At 71.8% G+C, this 18,959-nt stretch carries 16 protein-coding genes and 1 pseudogene; 14 read left to right on the top strand and 3 right to left on the bottom strand.

The genetic code is table 11. The features are described 5' to 3' along the window. Positions 1-31: 31 nt before the first annotated feature. A complete protein-coding gene (locus ACFZDA_RS27565; protein ID WP_391087216.1) occupies positions 32-1,834 on the bottom strand; it encodes a glycoside hydrolase family 15 protein in 1,803 nt (600 codons plus the stop codon). A gap of 516 nt (positions 1,835-2,350) precedes the next feature. Here ACFZDA_RS27565 and ACFZDA_RS27570 point away from each other — a divergent pair. From ACFZDA_RS27570 to ACFZDA_RS27615, 10 genes are all read left to right on the top strand, one after another. Further along, on the top strand, positions 2,351-4,009 hold the full coding sequence (locus ACFZDA_RS27570; RefSeq protein ID WP_391087219.1) for a CTP synthase: 1,659 nt from the start codon (positions 2,351-2,353) through the stop codon (positions 4,007-4,009). Between the two features lie 96 nt (positions 4,010-4,105). Continuing rightward, positions 4,106-4,732 (top strand): NUDIX domain-containing protein, encoded by a 627-nt coding sequence (locus tag ACFZDA_RS27575; protein WP_391086545.1) that lies wholly within the window; start codon positions 4,106-4,108, stop codon positions 4,730-4,732. Positions 4,733-4,914: 182 nt separating this feature from the next. Next, positions 4,915-6,999: a tetratricopeptide repeat protein gene (locus ACFZDA_RS27580; protein ID WP_391086547.1), complete on the top strand. Its 2,085-nt coding sequence runs from the start codon at positions 4,915-4,917 to the stop codon at positions 6,997-6,999. A gap of 136 nt (positions 7,000-7,135) precedes the next feature. Further along, on the top strand, positions 7,136-8,260 hold the full coding sequence (gene ald / locus ACFZDA_RS27585) for an alanine dehydrogenase (RefSeq protein ID WP_391086549.1): 1,125 nt from the start codon (positions 7,136-7,138) through the stop codon (positions 8,258-8,260). A gap of 413 nt (positions 8,261-8,673) precedes the next feature. Then, positions 8,674-9,801: a ParA family protein gene (locus ACFZDA_RS27590; protein ID WP_082319718.1), complete on the top strand. Its 1,128-nt coding sequence runs from the start codon at positions 8,674-8,676 to the stop codon at positions 9,799-9,801. Next, entirely contained in the window at positions 9,786-10,373 is a 588-nt protein-coding gene (locus ACFZDA_RS27595) for a hypothetical protein (protein ID WP_391086552.1), read from the top strand. The genes ACFZDA_RS27590 and ACFZDA_RS27595 overlap by 16 nt, the downstream gene beginning before the upstream one ends. 705 nt (positions 10,374-11,078) lie before the next feature. Continuing rightward, the gene (locus ACFZDA_RS27600; protein ID WP_391087221.1) at positions 11,079-12,077 is read left to right on the top strand and encodes a segregation/condensation protein A; all 999 of its coding nucleotides are present in this window, start codon (positions 11,079-11,081) and stop codon (positions 12,075-12,077) included. After that, positions 12,074-12,760, top strand: coding sequence for an SMC-Scp complex subunit ScpB (scpB, locus tag ACFZDA_RS27605; RefSeq protein WP_391086553.1), 687 nt, complete (start codon positions 12,074-12,076; stop codon positions 12,758-12,760). Before ACFZDA_RS27600 ends, scpB begins: the two co-directional genes overlap by 4 nt. Further along, the gene (locus ACFZDA_RS27610) at positions 12,760-13,821 is read left to right on the top strand and encodes a pseudouridine synthase (RefSeq protein WP_391086555.1); all 1,062 of its coding nucleotides are present in this window, start codon (positions 12,760-12,762) and stop codon (positions 13,819-13,821) included. The genes scpB and ACFZDA_RS27610 overlap by 1 nt, the downstream gene beginning before the upstream one ends. Positions 13,822-13,892: 71 nt before the next feature. Beyond that, the gene (locus ACFZDA_RS27615; RefSeq protein ID WP_391086557.1) at positions 13,893-14,912 is read left to right on the top strand and encodes an ADP-ribosylglycohydrolase family protein; all 1,020 of its coding nucleotides are present in this window, start codon (positions 13,893-13,895) and stop codon (positions 14,910-14,912) included. 50 nt (positions 14,913-14,962) lie between these two features. On the opposite strand, the pseudogene ACFZDA_RS27620 reads toward ACFZDA_RS27615, so the two are convergent. Beyond that, a pseudogene (locus ACFZDA_RS27620) lies at positions 14,963-15,377 on the bottom strand (nucleotidyltransferase); the annotation flags it as partial. A 46-nt stretch (positions 15,378-15,423) separates the two neighbouring features. Next, complete coding sequence (locus ACFZDA_RS27625) at positions 15,424-15,867, bottom strand: Rieske 2Fe-2S domain-containing protein (protein ID WP_391086560.1); 444 nt, start codon at positions 15,865-15,867, stop codon at positions 15,424-15,426. 188 nt (positions 15,868-16,055) lie between these two features. Here ACFZDA_RS27625 and aroH point away from each other — a divergent pair, with 188 nt between their 5' ends. The 4 genes from aroH (at position 16,056) to ACFZDA_RS27645 (ending at position 18,944) form a co-directional block, all read left to right on the top strand. Then, entirely contained in the window at positions 16,056-16,418 is a 363-nt protein-coding gene (gene aroH, locus ACFZDA_RS27630; RefSeq protein ID WP_391086562.1) for a chorismate mutase, read from the top strand. Continuing rightward, positions 16,415-17,500, top strand: a complete 1,086-nt coding sequence (locus ACFZDA_RS27635) for a prephenate dehydrogenase (protein WP_391086564.1) — start codon at positions 16,415-16,417, stop codon at positions 17,498-17,500. The genes aroH and ACFZDA_RS27635 overlap by 4 nt, the downstream gene beginning before the upstream one ends. Positions 17,501-17,616: 116 nt before the next feature. Then, positions 17,617-18,297 (top strand): (d)CMP kinase, encoded by a 681-nt coding sequence (gene cmk / locus ACFZDA_RS27640; RefSeq protein WP_391086566.1) that lies wholly within the window; start codon positions 17,617-17,619, stop codon positions 18,295-18,297. Beyond that, the gene (locus ACFZDA_RS27645; RefSeq protein ID WP_391086568.1) at positions 18,294-18,944 is read left to right on the top strand and encodes a 1-acyl-sn-glycerol-3-phosphate acyltransferase; all 651 of its coding nucleotides are present in this window, start codon (positions 18,294-18,296) and stop codon (positions 18,942-18,944) included. The genes cmk and ACFZDA_RS27645 overlap by 4 nt, the downstream gene beginning before the upstream one ends. Positions 18,945-18,959 lie beyond the last annotated feature (15 nt).

Genomic DNA, 18,959 nt, shown 5'->3' on the forward strand with positions numbered 1-18,959 from the left:
AGCCTAGGCGGCCATGGCCGTTCGGGCCCGCTCAGCCGCCGTAGGCGCCCGAAGCCGTCAGGCGCAGTGCCGTGTCGATCAGCGGCACGTGGCTGAACGCCTGCGGGAAGTTGCCCACCTGGCGCTTCAGGTGCGGGTCCCACTCCTCCGCCAGCAGGCCGAGGTCGTTGCGCAGCGACAGCAGCTTCTCGAACAGCTTGCGGGCCTCGTCCACGCGGCCGATCATCGCCAGGTCGTCGGCCATCCAGAACGAGCAGGCGAGGAACGCGCCCTCGTCGCCGGGCAGGCCGTCCACGCCCTCGTTGTCGCCCTGCGTCGGGTAGCGCAGGATGAAGCCGTCCGGCGTGGACAGCTCCCGCTGGATCGCCTCGATGGTCCCGATGACGCGCTTGTCGTCCGGCGGCAGGAAGCCCATCTGCGGGATCAGCAGCAGCGACGCGTCCAGCTCCTTCGAGCCGTACGACTGCGTGAAGGTGTTGCGTTCCTTGTCGTAGCCCTTCTCGCACACGTCGCGGTGGATGTCGTCGCGCAGTTCCTTCCACCGCTCCAGCGGGCCGTCCGCGTCGCCGGACTCGATCAGCTTGATCGTGCGGTCGACGGCGACCCAGGCCATCACCTTGGAGTGCACGAAGTGGCGGCGCGGGCCGCGCACCTCCCAGATGCCCTCGTCCGGCTCCTGCCAGTGGTCCTCCAGGTAGCGGATCAGCTTCAGCTGGAGCAGCGAGGCGTAGTCGTTGCGCGCCAGGCCCGTCATGTGCGCCAGGTGCAGGGCCTCGGTGACCTCGCCGTAGACGTCCAGCTGGAGCTGGTGCGCGGCGCCGTTGCCGACCCGGACCGGGGTGGAGTTCTCGAAGCCCGGCAGCCAGTCCAGCTCCGCCTCGCCGAGCTCGCGCTCGCCGGCGATGCCGTACATGATCTGGAGGTTCTCCGGGTCGCCGGCCACCGCTCGCAGCAGCCACTCGCGCCAGGCGCGGGCCTCCTCGCGGTAGCCGGTGCGCAGCAGCGAGGACAGCGTGATCGCCGCGTCGCGCAGCCAGGTGTAGCGGTAGTCCCAGTTACGCACGCCGCCGATGTCCTCCGGCAGGGAGGTGGTCGGCGCGGCGACGATGCCGCCGGTCGGGGCGTACGTCAGGGCCTTCAGCGTGATCAGCGAGCGGATCACGGCCTCCCGGTAGGGGCCGTGGTACGTGCAGTGATCGACCCACTCGCGCCAGAAGTCCTCCGTCGCCTCCAGCGACTGCTCCGGCTCGGGCAGCGGCGGCGCCTCCTTGTGCGAGGGCTGCCAGGAGATCGTGAACGCGATCCGGTCACCCGGCGCGACCGTGAAGTCGGCGTAGGTCGTCAGGGACTTGCCGTACGTCTCCGCGGTGGTGTCGAACCACACGGAGTCGGGGCCCGCCACGGCCACCGTGCGCCCGTCGTGCTTGTGCACCCACGGCACCACCCGCCCGTAGGAGAACCGCATCCGCAGCGCCGAGCGCATCGGCACGCGGCCCGAGACGCCCTCCACGATCCGGATCAGCTGCGGGGCGCCGTCACGCGGCGGCATGAAGTCCGTCACCCGGACCGTGCCCCGCTGGGTGTCCCACTCGGATTCCAGGATCAGCGAGTCACCGCGGTAGCTGCGCCGGGCCGCGGTGGGCGGCTGCTGGTCGGAGGCGTACGCCGGTCCGAGCCGCCAGAAGCCGTGTTCCTCGGTGCCCAGCAGGCCGGCGAAGATGGCGTGCGAGTCGAAGCGGGGCAGGCACAGCCAGTCCACTGTGCCGTCCCGGCAGACCAGGGCAGCGGTCTGCATGTCTCCGATGAGTGCGTAGTCTTCGATGCGCCCGGCCACGTGCAACTCCAGTCGAACGGCCACGTCACCCCGCAAGGGGGCTGTCGCTAGTGCGGTCAAGGGGGATTTTCAGCAAGTCTTGCAATGCATCGTTGAGCGATGAAGCAAAACAGGTCGCCTGCCGTGATGCAAAGCGCCAATGTTGCTCAACGAACTGACGAGCTCACGTTGTTCCGGTCCTTACGGGCGGGGGTGGTGCCGTTGCGCCGGCGGGCTCGGCAGCGAGTGTCCGAGCAGGATACGACGCACGCCGATGTTCCGGGTGCCCGTCCAGACAAGCCGAGTACGCCGAACGAGTGAGCAACGGGTGAGAGACCGGTGAGGGTGACCGTCTCCGTGTCGGCCCGTGTGCGGAGCGTGGCCGGAAGCCATCGCCCCGCGGCGCTGATACGCTGGTAGCCCGTGGACCGGTGGGCAGCAAACCCCCGAACCGCAGCGACGGCGACCCCCCGGAAACCTCCGGCAGGCAGCCGCACCGCACCCCCAGACCGCGACCACGGGAGCCCCGTCTTGGCCATGCCGCCCGCCGCATTTCGTAATTCGACGACCAAGCACATCTTCGTCACCGGGGGTGTCGCCTCCTCGCTCGGCAAGGGCCTGACGGCCTCCAGCCTCGGCATGCTGCTCAAGGCCCGCGGTCTGCGCGTCGTGATGCAGAAGCTCGACCCGTACCTCAACGTCGACCCGGGCACGATGAACCCCTTCCAGCACGGTGAGGTGTTCGTCACCAACGACGGCGCCGAGACCGACCTGGACATCGGCCACTACGAGCGCTTCCTCGACCGCGACCTGGACGGCTCGGCCAACGTCACCACCGGCCAGGTGTACTCCACCGTGATCGCCAAGGAGCGGCGCGGCGAGTACCTGGGCGACACCGTGCAGGTCATCCCGCACATCACCAACGAGATCAAGCACCGCATCCGCCGCATGGCGACGGACGAGGTCGACGTCGTGATCACGGAGGTCGGCGGCACGGTCGGCGACATCGAGTCGCTGCCGTTCCTGGAGACCGTCCGCCAGGTGCGGCACGAGGTCGGCCGGGACAACGTCTTCGTGGTGCATATCTCGCTCCTGCCGTACATCGGCCCCTCGGGTGAGCTGAAGACGAAGCCCACCCAGCACTCGGTTGCGGCCCTGCGCAACATCGGTATCCAGCCGGACGCGATCGTGCTGCGCTGCGACCGCGAGGTCCCGACCGCGATCAAGCGGAAGATCTCGCTGATGTGCGACGTCGACGAGGCCGCCGTCGTCGCCTGCCCCGACGCCCGCTCGATCTACGACATCCCGAAGACCGTGCACGGCGAGGGCCTGGACGCCTATGTCGTCCGCAAGCTCGACCTGCCGTTCCGCGACGTCGACTGGACGACCTGGGACGACCTGCTCGACCGCGTCCACAACCCCGACCACGAGATCACCCTCGCGCTGGTCGGCAAGTACATCGACCTGCCCGACGCCTATCTGTCGGTCACCGAGGCGCTGCGCGCCGGCGGCTTCGCCAACCGGGCCCGCGTGAAGATCAAGTGGGTCACCTCCGACGACTGCAAGACCCCGGCGGGCGCCGCGGCGCAGCTCGGCGACGTCGACGGCATCTGCATCCCCGGCGGCTTCGGCGACCGCGGCGTGCTCGGCAAGGTCGGCGCGATCAAGTACGCCCGCGAGAACAAGATCCCGCTGCTCGGCCTCTGCCTGGGCCTGCAGTGCATCGTGATCGAGGCCGCGCGCAACCTGGCCGACATCGCGGACGCCAACTCCACCGAGTTCGACCCGGCCACCGCCCACCCGGTCATCTCCACGATGGCCGAGCAGCTCGACATCGTCGCCGGTGAGGGCGACATGGGCGGCACCATGCGGCTCGGCATGTACCCGGCGAAGCTGGCCGAGGGCTCGATCGTGCGCGAGGTGTACGACGGCAAGGAGTACGTCGAGGAGCGCCACCGGCACCGCTACGAGGTGAACAACGCCTACCGCGCCGAGCTGGAGAAGAGGGCGGGCATCCTGTTCTCCGGCACGTCCCCGGACGGCAAGCTCGTCGAGTACGTCGAGTACCCGCGCGACGCCCACCCGTACCTGGTCGCCACCCAGGCGCACCCGGAGCTGCGCTCGCGGCCGACCCGCCCGCACCCGCTGTTCGCCGGGCTCGTCAAGGCCGCGGTCGAGCGGAAGACTTCGAAGTAACACACCAGTTGTACGGTGGCCGGGGTGCATCCCTTCAAAGGGTGTGCACCCCGGTCTCTTTTCGGCAGGTCGTGCGGGGCACGTGGAAGGACAGGCATGACGATCAAGGACACCCCGGAGGAGTGGGAGATCCGGGCGACGGACACCCCCTTCGTGGGCAACAAGACCTCCGTCCGCACCGACGACGTGGTCATGCCCGACGGCACCGTGGTCGGCCGCGACTACCAGGTCCACCCCGGCTCCGTGGCCGTCCTCGCCCTCGACGAGGCCGACCGCGTCCTGGTCCTGCGCCAGTACCGCCACCCCGTGCGCCACAAGCTGTGGGAGATCCCGGCCGGTCTGCTCGACGTCCCCGGCGAGAACCCGCTGCACGCCGCGCAGCGCGAGCTGTACGAGGAGGCGCACGTCAAGGCCGAGGACTGGCGGGTGCTGACCGACGTCTACACCACCCCCGGCGGCTGTGACGAGGCCGTCCGGATCTTCCTCGCCCGCAATCTGTCCGAGGCCGAGGGCGAGCGTTTCGCGGTCGCGGAGGAGGAGGCCGACATGGAGCTCGACCGGGTGCCGGTCGAGGACCTCGTCCGCGGCGTGCTGGCCGGGGAGCTGCACAACAACTGCCTCGTCGTGGGCGTCCTCTCCCTGGTGGCCGCGCGCGCCGGCGAGGGGCTCGACGCCCTGCGCCCGGCCCAGGCACCGTGGCCGGCGCGTCCGTTCGAGGCGTGAAGGAGGCCCGCACCCCGCCCCGCATCCCGTGCGGTGTGAAGATCGGCTGATCCGATCGGGGGATGTGCCCGCCGTGCCGTCGTGCTCCGGCCGGGGCGTTGCAGAGCGTGAACTAGGCTCTGTTCACGCCCGGACCGGAGTCCCGGCGGGCTTGTGCGTGTGGTGGGACGGGAGTGTGGCCCGTGACGGATCAGGTCGTGGAGACAGGCGACGTGCGGCTGACCGGACCCGCGTGCGGCGAGAGCCGATTCCTGGGCCGCACACGGGAGTTGAAGGAACTGCGCGCCGACATCGAGCGCGCCGGCCTCGACACCCTGGCAGGCCGCAAGCCCCCACGCGCGCGCGTGCTGCTCATCGCCGGCCGGCCGGGCTCGGGGCGCACCGCACTCGCCGAGGAGCTGGTCCGGCAGATCGCGGACCGTTACCCGGACGGGGTCCTGCGCGCCCGCCTCAGCGAGCCCGACGGCACCCCCGTGCCGGTCGGGCGCACCGCCCGGGACCTGCTCGCCGCCCTGGACCAGGAGGCCCCGGCAGGCGCCTGCGAAGACGACCTCACCGACGCCCTGCGCACCGCCCTGGCCGACCGCCGGGCGCTGCTCCTGCTGGACGACGCCGCCGACGCCGAGCAGGTCGACGCCCTGCTGCCCGACACCCCGGAGTGCCTGGTCGTCGCGGTGTCGGAGGGGCCGCTGACCGGTATCTCGGACGTCCGCCCGTGCACCCTGGGCGGCCTGGACGCCAAGTCCGGGGTCGAGCTGCTGTCCCGGCACACCGGCTCGGTCCGCATCACCGTCGACCCCCGGGCCGCCGAGGGCCTCGCCGAGGAGTGCCAGGGGCAGCCGGCCGCGCTGATGCTGGCGGGCGGCTGGCTCGCCGCCCGCCCCAAGGCGGCCGTCTCCGACCTCGCCAAGCAGCTGCGCGCCGACGACGGCGAGGGCACGGCGCTGAGCCGGGTCTTCCGCCTCGCCTACGCCTCCCTGCCCGCCACCCCCGCCCGGATGCTGCGCCTGCTCGCCCTCGCCCCGGGCGGACTGGTCGACCCGCAGACCGCCTCCGCGCTCGTCGGCTGCTCGGTCGACAGCGCCCGCACCACCCTCGACGACTTCGTCGCCCTCGGTTTCCTGCACGCGGTGGACTCGCCGCTGCCGCAGTACGAGGTGCCGGGCTGTCTGCACGACCGGCTCCGCGTCCTCGCAGAGCACCACGAACGCCCGGCCGAGCTCCAGCTGGCCCGCGCCCGCATGCTGGAGCGGACGGTACGGCTGCTCCAGGCCTGCCGGGCGATCACCGAGACCGACAGCCCCCAGGCCCGCCAGAAGCTCCTCGACCTGCCGCGCGCCCTGCGCTTTCCCACGCCCCGGGAGGCCGCCGACTGGCTGCGCGTGACCCGGCCCGCCCTGCTGGCCTCGGCCCGGCTCGCGGTCGCCGACGGGCAGCTGGACACCCTGGCCCGGCGGCTGATGTCCCAGCTGGTGCGGGCCATGGTGGCGCATGACGGCACGCGGGCGGCGGCGCCGGACCTCTACGACATCCACAGCCTGGTCCTCGACGTGGCCGAGCGCCGGAAACTGCCCCGCGAGCGGGCCGCCGCCCTGCTCAACCTCGGCGACCTCGACGCCCGGACCGGCCGCGCGGCCGACGCCCTGGCCCGCTACCGGGCCGCGCTGGACGCCGGACGCGAGGTGAACGATCCGTATGCGACCGGCCGCGCGATGGAATCCGTAGGCGGTGCGCACCTGGAGCTCGGTGACTTCGACCGGGCCGCCGACTGGTTCGGCCGGGCCCTGGTCGAGCGGCTCGCCCGGGGCGAGCGCGCCGAGGCCGCCCGGCTGTACGGGCGGATCGCCGCCGCCCACACCTACGCCGGCCGCTACGGCGAGGCCCTGCGCAACTGGCGCGCGGCGATCGCCGGGCACCGCAAAAACGGCGACGTGGCCGCCCAGGCGCGGGCGCTGAGCGAGTTGGCGCGGGTCCAGGAGTACGCGGGCCGGCCCGAGGAGTCGCTGCGCACCTGCCGGGAGGCCGTGGAATGGGCGCGGCGGGCCGAGGACTCGCGGTTGCAGGCGGCGCTGCACCTGCGCGTCGCCGACACCCTCGAACACCTCGGCGACCCCGCGTCGGCCCGGCTGCACCGGGGCGCCGCCGAGCGGATCCTCGGGGAGTACCAGGAGGACGACGAGGAGCCCGTGACGGCCTCCGACGGCGACTCACACCGGAAACCAGAGCCTGACACCTGCGAAATCCGTAGCGCATCCGCTGAAGATTGATGTAATGAAAGGCTAGACAGCGGGAACACCTTCATTAGACTGGCTCTGCCGCACGTTCTCCTGCGGTCTCTCCCGGTGTGCCCGTTCGTGCCCGGGTATGTCTAGTAATGCGCCCATACCCTCTGAGCCAAGGACCGTGATCGACGTGAAGGTCGGCATCCCCCGCGAGGTCAAGAACAACGAGTTCCGGGTGGCCATCACCCCCGCCGGCGTGCACGAGCTGGTGCGTCATGGCCACCAGGTCGTCATCGAGCGCGGCGCCGGTGCCGGCTCCTCGATCACGGACGAGGAGTACGTCGGCGCCGGGGCGCGGATCCTGGACACCGCCGACGAGGTCTGGGCCGCCGCCGACCTGCTGCTGAAGGTCAAGGAGCCCATCGCCGAGGAGTACCACCGCCTGCGCAAGGACCAGACGCTCTTCACGTACCTGCACCTGGCCGCCTCCAAGGAGTGCACGGACGCGCTGCTGGAGTCCGGCACCACGGCGATCGCCTACGAGACGGTCGAACTGCCCGGCCGCGCGCTGCCGCTGCTCGCCCCGATGTCCGAGGTCGCGGGCCGGCTGGCCCCGCAGGTCGGCGCCTACCACCTGATGCGGGCCAACGGCGGGCGCGGCGTGCTGCCCGGAGGCGTCCCCGGCGTCCTGGCCGGCCGGGCCGTCGTCATCGGTGGCGGCGTCTCCGGCTGGCAGGCCGCCCAGATCGCCATCGGCCTGGGCTTCCACGTGACCCTGCTCGACAAGGACGTGAACAAGCTCCGCGAGGCGGACAAGGTCTTCGGCACGAAGATCCAGACCGTCGTCTCCAACGCCCTGGAGCTGGAGAAGGCCTGCCTGGAGGCCGACCTCGTCATCGGCGCGGTGCTGGTCCCCGGCGCCAAGGCCCCGAAGCTGGTCACCAACGAGCTCGTCTCGCGGATGAAGCCTGGAAGTGTCCTTGTCGACATCGCGATCGACCAGGGCGGCTGCTTCGAGGACTCCCGTCCGACCACCCACGCCGAGCCGACCTTCCGGGTCCACAACTCGGTCTTCTACTGCGTCGCCAACATGCCCGGCGCGGTGCCGAACACCTCCACCTACGCGCTGACCAACGCCACGCTGCCCTACATCGTGGAACTCGCCGACCACGGCTGGGCGGACGCGCTGCGCCGCGACCCGGCACTGGCCAAGGGGCTCAACACCCACGACGGCAAGGTCGTTTACAAGGAGGTCGCCGAGGCGCACGACGTGGAGCACGTCGAGCTGTCCTCGCTGCTCGGCTGAGCCCCGCGGGTCGCCGAGTCGACCAAGTCACCGACTCGTAAAGGCGATACGTCAACACAGGTCGTCAACGCCGCGCACCCGGCCGGACCTTGCCCGACAAGGTCCGGCCGGATGTGTGTATGGTCACTTCGCGATTCTCGGGCAACTCGCCTCGAACGTAACCCTTCAACCGATTCGCACACCGGTGAAACCTGCCGTGCGACGGCCGTACGCCCTTGACAGCGGGATGTTTCATTGCCGACACATCGGGCCGGGTCCGGCGGATTGTGTTGCTGCGGACGCCCGACACGCCATAGAGTCGCCAACCGTCGGCATGGTGCCACGCTGACCTGTCTAGAAGTTTCCTGGTCACCAAGGAGGTAAGACGACTTGTGAATGAGTCGACATTTACTCCCGGGGGTGGTCAACCAGGAATGCCTGCACGGGGCCAGGGTCCCGCGGGGTTCGCTGCTGTCGGCTCCGTCGCTGTGCGCACCTTCGCAGCCCACCAGAGTCAGCAGGCGACTCACACTGCACACCAGAAGATGGATGGCCATCACGTGAACGCCATGGCCGGCGACGGAAGTGGCGCGCCCCACAACCACTTCGCCGACTACGACGAACTGCCCGAGGGGCACTTCTACGACCCCGACGCGGAGTACGAGCCCGACCCCGAGTACGCGGCCACTCTCGCGCCCGACGCGGCCAGACAGCGCCGGGAGCGCATCGGCCCGACCGGACGCCCGCTGCCGTACTTCCCGATCCCGGGCCCGCTGACCGACCACGGACCCGCGAAGATCATCGCGATGTGCAACCAGAAGGGCGGCGTCGGCAAGACCACGTCGACCATCAACCTGGGTGCCGCGCTCGCGGAGTACGGACGCCGGGTCCTGCTCGTGGACTTCGACCCGCAGGGCGCGCTGTCGGTAGGACTCGGGGTCAACCCGATGGAACTCGACCTCACCGTCTACAACCTGCTCATGGAGCGGGGGATGGCGGCCGACGAGGTGCTGCTGAAGACGGCGGTCCCCAACATGGACCTGCTGCCCAGCAACATCGACCTGTCGGCGGCCGAGGTCCAGCTGGTCTCCGAGGTCGCCCGCGAGTCGACCCTGCAGCGCGCGCTGAAGCCGCTGCTGGACGACTACGACTTCATCGTCATCGACTGCCAGCCCTCGCTCGGCCTGCTCACGGTCAACGCCCTGACGGCCGCGCACAAGGTGATCGTGCCGCTGGAGTGCGAGTTCTTCGCCCTCCGCGGTGTGGCCCTGCTGACCGAGACCATCGAGAAGGTCCAGGAGCGGCTCAACCCCGACCTGGAGCTCGACGGGATCCTCGCCACGATGTACGACTCGCGCACGGTGCACAGCCGTGAGGTGCTCGCGCGTGTCGTCGAGGCCTTCGACGATCACGTCTACCACACGGTCATCGGGCGCACGGTCCGGTTCCCGGAGACCACGGTCGCCGGTGAGCCGATCACCACGTACGCCTCCAACTCCGTCGGTGCCGCCGCCTACCGCCAGCTCGCCAGGGAGGTGCTCGCCCGGTGTCACGCCGAGTGAGTCTGCCGGGGGCCGACGAACTCTTCCGTACGACAGGGGGGATGGCGCTTCAGTCGTCCCAGCCCAGGCGCCAGGCCAACGGCGACGCCCGGGTGCCCGCTCCGGCGGGGGAGGGCGACGCGGTGGCGGCAGCGGCCACGGCCGCGGAGGACGTGCCGCAGTCGGTGCCCGCGCGGGGCGGTGACGGCGAGGGCGCGGAGCATGTCGCGGCGGACGGGGAGTCGGCCGAGGCCGGGGAGTCCCGCAGCCGCTCCGGCTCCGCCCGTCGGCAGGCGGCGCAGGAAGGTTCTGCCGCGGGTGCGGCCGGTGCCGCCGCGGCGGCACCCCGCAAGCGCGGCCGGGCCGCCGCACGCCGCCCCAGCGGCCGGGAGCGGCACGACGAGAAGATCACGGTCTATGTGTCGGCCGAGGAGCTCATGGACCTGGAGCACGCCCGTCTCGTGCTCCGCGGCGAGCACGGCCTGGCCGTCGACCGCGGCCGGATCGTCCGCGAGGCGGTCGCCGTGGTCCTCGCCGACCTGGAGACCCGCGGGGACGCCAGCATCCTCGTACGACGGCTGCGCGGGCGGTAGCGGTAGCCTGCGGGGGCCATGACCTCGAACGCCTCCCCACCACATCCCGGCGGCCCGTCCGGCCGTCGGCGTGCGCTGGGGCGGGGGCCGGTGGCTCCACCGGTCGAACCGGTGGACGTGGGCGCGGTCGAGCCCGGTGAGGTGCTCGCGGGTACCGGCGAGCCGGGCGCGACGCCCGGGTCGGCTGTCGAGGAGTCGCCCGGCGTTGTGGAGCGGCAGGTCCCCGCCGAGCCGGGAGTGGCGGCCGGAAGGCCTGGACCGGAGCGTGCGGGCGGGCCCGCCCGGGCGCAGGCCGCGGCTGCCGCTGCGACCGGGGAGAGCCGTGAGGGCGTTTCCCCGGAGGCGGGCGACGTGTCCGGGCCCGGGCCCGAGGCCGGTCATCCGGCGACGGGGGGTGAGCGCCCCGCCCCGGGGCCGGTGGCTGCGGCGGAGAGCGCCCCTGCGGTCGCCGAGCCCGGCGAGACCGGGGTCCGGCACGAGGCGCTCGTTGACGGCCCAGTGGCCGGTATCGGCGCCGAGGGCGCTGTTTCCATCGCTGAGCCTGGCGAGACCGGGGTCCGGCATGAGGCGCTCGCTGACGGCCCAGTGGCCGGTATCGGCGCCGAGGGCGCTGTTTCCATCGCTGAGCCTGGCGAGACCGGGGTCCGCCACGAGGTGCTCGGTTACGCGCCAGTGGCCGGTATCGGCGCCGAGGTCGCCGTTTCCATCGCTGAGCCTGGCGAGACCGGGGTCCGGCATGAGGCGCTCGCTTACGCGCCGGCGGCCGGTACCGGCGCCGAGGCTGTTGCTCCGCGGGCCCCGGGCGAGGCCGGGGCGGACCCCGGGGCGCGGGCCCCGCAGGGCCGGGACGAGTCGGGGAGCACCGCCCAGCCGCCGGCCGACGGTGCCGGCGACGACGGGGTCTTCACAGTCCGGCTCGCCAACTTCGAAGGGCCCTTCGATCTGCTGCTCCAGCTGATCTCCCGGCACAAGCTGGACGTCACCGAGGTCGCGCTGTCGAAGGTGACCGACGAGTTCATGGCGTACATCCGGGCGATGGGGCCGGACTGGGACCTGGACGAGACGACCGAGTTCCTCGTCGTCGCGGCCACGCTGCTCGATCTGAAGGCGGCACGGCTGCTGCCCGCCGCCGAGGTGGAGGACGAGGCCGACCTCGCGCTGCTCGAAGCCCGGGACCTGCTGTTCGCCCGGCTGCTCCAGTACCGCGCGTACAAGCAGATCGCCGACATCTTCAGCGGGCGGCTCGATGACGAGGCCCGGCGCTATCCGCGTACCGTCGGCCTCGAACCCCACCATGCCGAGCTGCTGCCCGAGGTGGTCATCAGCATCGGCGCGGAAGGGTTCGCCAGGCTCGCCGTGAAGGCGATGCAGCCGAGGCCCAGGCCGCAGGTGTACGTCGACCACATCCACGCCCCGCTGGTCAGCATGCAGGAACAGGCCGGGATCGTCGTCGCCCGGCTCCGGGAGCTCGGCGAGGCCAGCTTCCGGGAGCTCGTGGCGGACACCGACGACACACTGACGGTCGTGGCCCGGTTCCTCGCGCTGCTGGAGCTGTACCGGGAGAAGGCCGTCGCGCTGGAGCAGGAGGCCGCGCTCGGTGAGCTGCTCGTGCGGTGGACCGGCGGGGACGGGGACGAGACACCGACCGTCACCGACGAGTTCGACCGGCCGCCCGAGCCGCCGAAGGAGGAGAAGAAGGCATGAGCCAGGAAGCCACCGACGTCCCGGCCGGGCTGCGTGCCGTCGCCGCCCTCGATCTCAAGCCCGCGCTGGAGGCCGTCCTGATGGTCGTGGACGAGCCGGCCACCGAGGAGCACCTCGCGAAGATACTGGAGCGGCCCAAGCGTCAGATCGCGGACGCGCTGCGCGAGCTGGCCGACGAGTACACCGTCCAGGGCCGCGGCTTCGAACTGCGGTTCGTGGCGGGCGGCTGGCGGTTCTACACCCGTGCCGAGTACGCCCCGGCCGTGGAGCGTTTCGTGCTGGACGGCCAGCAGGCCCGCCTCACCCAGGCCGCCCTGGAGACCCTGGCCGTCGTCGCCTACCGGCAGCCGGTCAGCCGCAGCCGCGTCTCCGCCGTACGCGGAGTCAACTGCGACGGCGTCATGCGCACCCTCCTCCAGCGGGGTCTGATCGAGGAGGCGGGCACGGAACCCGAAACAGGTGCGATCCTGTACACGACGACGAACTACTTTCTGGAGCGGATGGGCCTGCGCGGTCTGGACGAGCTCCCGGAACTCGCGCCCTTCCTCCCGGAGGCGGAGGCGATCGAGGCCGAGACCCAGGAAGGCGTACCGTCGTTCGACCCGGACGCGCCCGATGACGACGTGCCGGGCCGCCCGGTCACCCCGGGTACCGACGACGAAGACGACCAGACGGAACTTTGATGCGAAGCAGCGGCAGCGGCAAGAGCGGCGGACGCGGTAACCACCGCGGCGCCGGTAACGACAGGGACCAGAAGCAGGGGCAGGGCCGCCCCCGCAAGCCCCGCCCCGAGGAGCGCCGCTACGACGTGGGCCCCGGAGCGACGAAGGAGGGACCCAAGTCCGGGCGCGGCGGTGCGGCGCGCGGCGGCGCCAAGGGCGGGCCCAAGCAGCCCCAGAAGGGCGGTCGTACGGCCCCGGCACGCCCCCGCGAGTACGAGGCGCAGATCGAGGAGCGCAACCGCGACCGGTACGCCGGGAAGAAGGACGTCAAGCTGCCCAAGACCTTCCCGGGCGCCGAGCAGGAGGGCGAGCGGATCCAGAAGGTCCTCGCCCGCGCGGGCTTCGGCTCCCGGCGCGCCTGCGAGGAGCTGATCGAGCAGGCCCGGGTCGAGATCAACGGCGAGATCGTGCTGGAGCAGGGGCGGCGGGTCGACCCGGAGAAGGACGAGATCAAGGTCGACGGGCTGACCGTCGCCACGCAGGCCTACCAGTTCTTCGCGCTGAACAAGCCCGCCGGGGTCGTCTCCACCATGGAGGACCCGGAGGGCCGGCAGTGCCTCGGTGACTACGTCACCAACCGCGAGACCCGGCTCTTCCACGTCGGCCGGCTCGACACCGAGACCGAGGGGGTCATCCTCCTCACCAACCACGGCGAGCTGGCGCACAGGCTGACCCACCCCAAGTACGGCGTGAAGAAGACCTACCTCGCGCACATCGTGGGCCCGATCCCGCGCGACCTGGGCAAGCAGCTCAAGGACGGCATTCAGCTGGAGGACGGCTACGCGCGCGCGGACCACTTCCGGGTCGTCCAGCAGACCGGGAAGAACTACCTCGTCGAGGTCACCCTCCACGAGGGCCGCAAGCACATCGTGCGCCGGATGCTCGCGGAGGCCGGTTTCCCGGTCGACAAGCTGGTGCGCACCGCCTTCGGCCCGATCACCCTCGGCGACCAGAAGTCCGGCTGGCTGCGGCGGCTGTCCAACACGGAGGTCGGCATGCTGATGCAGGAAGTCGATCTCTAGGCTTACGCGGAAACGCCGGGTGCCGCGAGTTCCCCGTGTCCCTCGGGCACGGGGACGGAAGGACTTCTGACATGACCACGCTCGCCCACAAGCAAGCCGCCACCGGATCCCTCACCGGCCTCGCTTTGGGGGACGCGCTGGGGTATCCGACCGAGTTCAGCGACGTGCCGCGGATCGTCGCCAGGTTCGGTCCGTGGCGGCGGCTGGACCTGCCCGAGCCGGCGCTCGTCACCGACGACACACAGATGACGCTGGCGCTCGGGCGGGGCATCCGGACGGCGATGGACCGGGGCGTGCTGGAGCCCGAGGGGATGGCCGACGCCGTGAGGCAGGAGTTCATCGCCTGGAACCGCTCCCCGGAGAACAACCGCGCTCCCGGCAACACGTGTTTGCGGGCCTGCGCCCTGCTGGAGCACGCGGACCGCTCCTGGCAGGACGCCAGTCAGATCCACTCCAAGGGCTGTGGCGCCAATATGCGGGTCGCGCCCCTGGGGCTGGCCCCCGGCCTGAGCGACGAACAGCGCGCGGGTGCGGCCCAGTTGCAGTCCGCGCTGACCCACGGGCACCCCACCGCGCTCGCGGCGTCCGACCTCACCGCGCACGCCGTACGGCTGCTCGCGCAGGGCGCCGAGCCGGCCGGGCTGATCGGTCTGCTGCGCTCGTACGCCCTGGAGAACCGCGGCCACTACCACGAGCGCTGGCTCGGCGACCTGTGGCGCCGGTCCCAGGACCCGAGCCCCGAGCAGTTCATCGTGCGCGGCTGGGACGAGTGCCTGGCGATCCTCGACCGGCTCCGGCACGCCGTGGGCACGGTCTCGCCCGAGGACGACCCGTGCCTGGCCACCGGCGAGGGCTGGATCGCCGAGGAGGCCCTGGCGACCGGGCTGCTGTGCTTCCTGCTCTTCCCCGACGAGCCGCTCACGGCCCTGCGCCGCGCCGCCTGCACCGCCGGCGACTCGGACTCCATCGCCTGCCTGGCCGGCGCCTTCGCCGGCGCGTACCTGGGCGCGGAGGCCTGGCCGGGCGAGTGGGCCGACCGCATCGAGTACCGGAGCGACCTGCTGACCCTGGGAGCGCTCTGGGACGCCTGATCAGCACTCGGCCGAGTCAGGCACTCGGCCGAGTCAGGCACTCGGCCGAGTCAGGCACTCGGCCCGAGGGCCGAGGTGCGGCGGGCGCGGGTGAGGAAGTCCGCCACGCGGCGCCGGTCCGGTGCGGCCGGGAGCGGGCTGTGGCGGACGCCCTGCTCGGCCTCCCGCTCCAGGCGGGCCATCCACCTCTCGACCTCCGGCCAGGACACCTCTGCGCGCTGCACCGCGAGCAGGGGCTCCCGCTGATCGCCGACATCGATCGTGAGCGTGCCCGTGCGCAGCAGGTCGCGGGCGCTGGTCAGCAGGCGGAGCAGGTGCATGGCGTGCTTCCCGCGGGGGCGCCGTGGCTGCGGATGTGGGCTTCGAGCGTGCGGCGCTGGCTCTGTGGCAGCGCACGAATGTGTCGTGGACCTGCCGGGAGAGGAACGCCCCCCGCAGGGCGAGCAGCTCGCGGCCGGTGTCGTCGGCGTACTGCTCCTCGGCCGGGCCCTCGACGTGCGTCGGCGGGCCCTCACGTCAGGCGAACCGAGTTTCCCTTCACGGTGATCTGCTCGGCGGGCAGCGGCCGCGTCGCCGGGCCGTGGGCCACCGAGCCGTCGGCGACGTGGTACTTGCTGCCGTGACAGGGGCAGTTGATGGTGCCGTCGGAGACGGACGCCACCGTGCAGCCCATGTGGGTGCAGATCGCGGAGAAGGCCTTGAACCGGCCCTGCTCGGGCTGGGTCACCACCACCTTCTCGTCCGGGAAGATCTTTCCGCCGCCGACGGGGATCTCGTCCGTGGAGGCCAGCTCCTGGCCGGCCGTCTCCTGGCCGGTGGTCTTCCGCCCGGTGGGCGAGCCCGTCGATGCGGAGCCGTTGCCGTCGCCGCCCCCGCCGCAGGCCGCGACGAGCGCCACAGCACTCGTCGCGCCCGTCGAGAGGAGGACCGTGCGGCGTGTGGTCTCGTAGGTCATGCCGTCACTCCGAAGATACCGAAGAGGGATAAATCGGAATTCTGTGTGTCTTTGCATCGAAAATACCCAAGGGGCGGCACGTCCGGTGTCTCATCGGATGGGCGCCGCGCACCCCTGCCGACCGGGCTGACTAGGCTTGACACGCACAGCGACACACAGCGACACGCACGTCAGCAAGGAGCATCGCCGTGGCGGTACGAGCGGTCCGGGGCGCCGTCCAACTCGAACGGGACGAGGCCGGGCACATGGACGAGCAGGTCGGAGCCCTGCTCAGGGCCATCCTGGAGCGCAACGGCCTCACCGCCGAGGACCTGATCAGCATCTGGTTCACGGCCACGCCCGACCTGCGCAGCGATTTCCCGGCGGCCGCCGCCCGCAAGCTCGGCATCGTCGACGTCCCGCTGATCTGCGCCCAGGAACTCGACGTCGAGGGCGCCATGCCGCGTGTCGTGCGGGTCCTCGCGCACATCGAGTCCGACAAGCCCCGCGCCGGCATCGCGCACGTCTACCTCGGCGCCGCGGGCGCCCTGCGCAAGGACATCGCCCAGTGAGGACCGCACTCGTCATCGGCACCGGGCTCATCGGCACGTCCGCCGCCCTGGCCCTGTCCCAGCGGGGCGTCACCGTGCACCTCGCCGACCACGACCCGGAGCAGGCCCATACGGCCGCCGCGCTCGGCGCCGGCACGGACCAGGCGCCGGACGGGCCCGTCGACCTCGCGATCGTCGCCGCCCCGCCCGCCCACGTGGCCGACGTGCTCGCCGACGCCATGCGCCGCGGGGTGGCACGCGGCTACCTCGACGTCGCCAGCGTCAAGGGCGGGCCGCGCCGCGAACTGGAGGCCCGCGGCCTCGACCTGACGGCGTACCTGGGCACGCACCCCATGTCGGGCCGGGAGAAGTCCGGCCCGCTGGCCGCCACCGGCGACCTCTTCGAGGGCCGCCCCTGGGTGCTCACCCCCACCCGGGACACCGACACCGAGGTGCTGAACCTCGCCCTGGAGCTGGTCTCGCACTGCCGTGCCGTGCCGGTCGTGATGGACGCCGACGCCCACGACCGTGCCGTCGCCCTCGTCTCCCACATGCCCCACCTGGTCTCCAGCCTGGTCGCCGCGCGCCTGGAGCACGCCGAGGAGGCCGCCGTACGGCTGTGCGGGCAGGGCATCCGGGACGTGACGCGGATCGCCGCCTCCGACCCCGGGATGTGGATCGACATCCTCTCCGCGAACCCCGGGCCGGTCGCCGACCTGCTCGGGGACGTCGCCGCCGACCTGGAGGAGACCGTGCGGGCCCTGCGCGCCCTGCAGTCCTCCGACGAGGACAAGCGCCGTGACGGCACCACCGGCATCGAGGACGTCCTGCGGCGCGGCAACGCCGGGCAGGTCCGCGTCCCCGGCAAGCACGGATCCGCTCCGCGGGTCTACGAGACCGTGTCCGTGCTCATCGACGACCAGCCCGGACAGCTGGCCCGGATCTTCGCGGACGCGGGCCGGGCCGGCGTCAACATCGAGGACGTGCGCATCGAGCACGCGACCGGGCAGCAGGCCGGTCTGGTGCAGCTGATGGTGGAGCCGAAGGCGGCACCCGTCCTGAGTGCCGCGCTGCGGGAGCGGGGCTGGGCGATCCGGCAGTAGGGCATGCTGGAGGTGGCTGACCGACGCGCGGCCGGACGAGTGACCCGCACCCAGTAACCTTGTGCGGGGCCCTCGTGCCCCCACCCCCGCCAGCCCGGTTCAGGAAGGTCCCCACAGTGGAAAGCGCCACGCCAGTGATTGTCGCGATCGACGGCCCCGCCGGCACGGGCAAGTCGAGCACCTCGAAGGCCGTGGCGGCACAGCTCGGACTGAGCTACCTGGACACCGGCGCCCAGTACCGGGCGATCACCTGGTGGATGGTGAACAACGGCATCGACCTCGACGACCCCGCCGCGATCGCCGCCGCGGCCGGCAAGCCGGAGATCGTCTTTGGCACCGACCCCGAGGGCCCCACCATCACCGTCGACGGCGTCGACGTGGCCGGGCCGATCCGCACCCAGGAGGTCTCCTCCAAGGTCAGCGCGGTCAGCGCGGTGCCCGAGGTGCGGGCCCGGATCACCGAGCTCCAGCGCTCGATCGCGGCCTCCGCGGCCGGCGGCATCGTGGTCGAGGGCCGCGACATCGGCACGACCGTGCTGCCGGACGCCGACCTGAAGATCTTCCTCACCGCCTCCCCGGAGGTGCGTGCCGCCCGCCGCAGCGGTGAGCTGAAGGGCGCCGACGTGCACTCCACCCGCGAGGCCCTGATCAAGCGGGACGCGGCCGACTCCAGCCGCAAGACCTCGCCGCTCGCCAAGGCGGACGACGCGGTCGAGGTGGACACCACCGAGCTCACGCTGGCCCAGGTCATCGAGTGCGTCGTCACCCTCGTCGAGGAGAAGCGGGCCGGGAAGTGACCGACCAGCCGCCTTCCCCGCGGGCCGCCGACGTCGGGCGGCGCATCGGCGTCGGCCTGATGTACGGGCTGTGGAAGCCGCGCGTGCTCGGCGCCTGGCGGGTGCCCACGACCGGCCCGGTGATCTTCGCCGTCAACCACTCCCACAACATCGACGGCCCGATGGTCATGGGCGTGGCGCCCCGGCCGACGCACTTCCTGATCAAGAAGGAGGCGTTCATCGGCCCGCTCGACCCGTTCCTGACCGGCATCGGCCAGCTGAAGGTGGACCGCGACACCACCGACCGCACAGCGATCACCCGGGCGCTCGGCGTGCTGCAGAACGGCGGCGTGCTCGGCATCTTCCCGGAGGGCACCCGGGGCGAGGGCGACTTCGCCTCGCTGCGCGCCGGGCTCGCGTACTTCGCGGTGCGCAGCGGCGCCCCGATCGTGCCGGTGGCCGTGCTGGGAAGTTCCGACCGGCGGGGACGGTTGATAAAGGCGCTGCCTCCGCTGCGGTCCCGTGTCGACGTCGTCTTCGGGGAGCCCTTCGAGGCGGGCGACGGCAGCGGGCGCCGCACGCGCAAGGCGCTGGACGAGGCGACCGGGCGCATACAGAAGCAGCTCGCCGCCCACCTGGAAAACGCCAGGCGCCTCACCGGGCGCTAGGCAACACTGAGTAGT

Source organism: Streptomyces sp. NPDC007991 (assembly GCF_042958445.1).
Lineage (GTDB): Bacteria > Actinomycetota > Actinomycetes > Streptomycetales > Streptomycetaceae > Streptomyces.

Excerpts from the sequence above, each read along its gene's own strand:
- scpB (WP_391086553.1), top strand. The coding sequence starts at position 12,074 with ATGAGCCAGGAAGCCACCGACGTCCCGGCCGGGCTGCGTGCCGTCGCC.
- ACFZDA_RS27610 (WP_391086555.1), top strand. The coding sequence starts at position 12,760 with ATGCGAAGCAGCGGCAGCGGCAAGAGCGGCGGACGCGGTAACCACCGC.
- ACFZDA_RS27575 (WP_391086545.1), top strand. The coding sequence starts at position 4,106 with ATGACGATCAAGGACACCCCGGAGGAGTGGGAGATCCGGGCGACGGAC.
- ACFZDA_RS27615 (WP_391086557.1), top strand. The coding sequence starts at position 13,893 with ATGACCACGCTCGCCCACAAGCAAGCCGCCACCGGATCCCTCACCGGC.
- ACFZDA_RS27590 (WP_082319718.1), top strand. The coding sequence starts at position 8,674 with ATGCCTGCACGGGGCCAGGGTCCCGCGGGGTTCGCTGCTGTCGGCTCC.
- ACFZDA_RS27570 (WP_391087219.1), top strand. The coding sequence starts at position 2,351 with ATGCCGCCCGCCGCATTTCGTAATTCGACGACCAAGCACATCTTCGTC.
- ACFZDA_RS27625 (WP_391086560.1), bottom strand. The coding sequence starts at position 15,867 with ATGACCTACGAGACCACACGCCGCACGGTCCTCCTCTCGACGGGCGCG.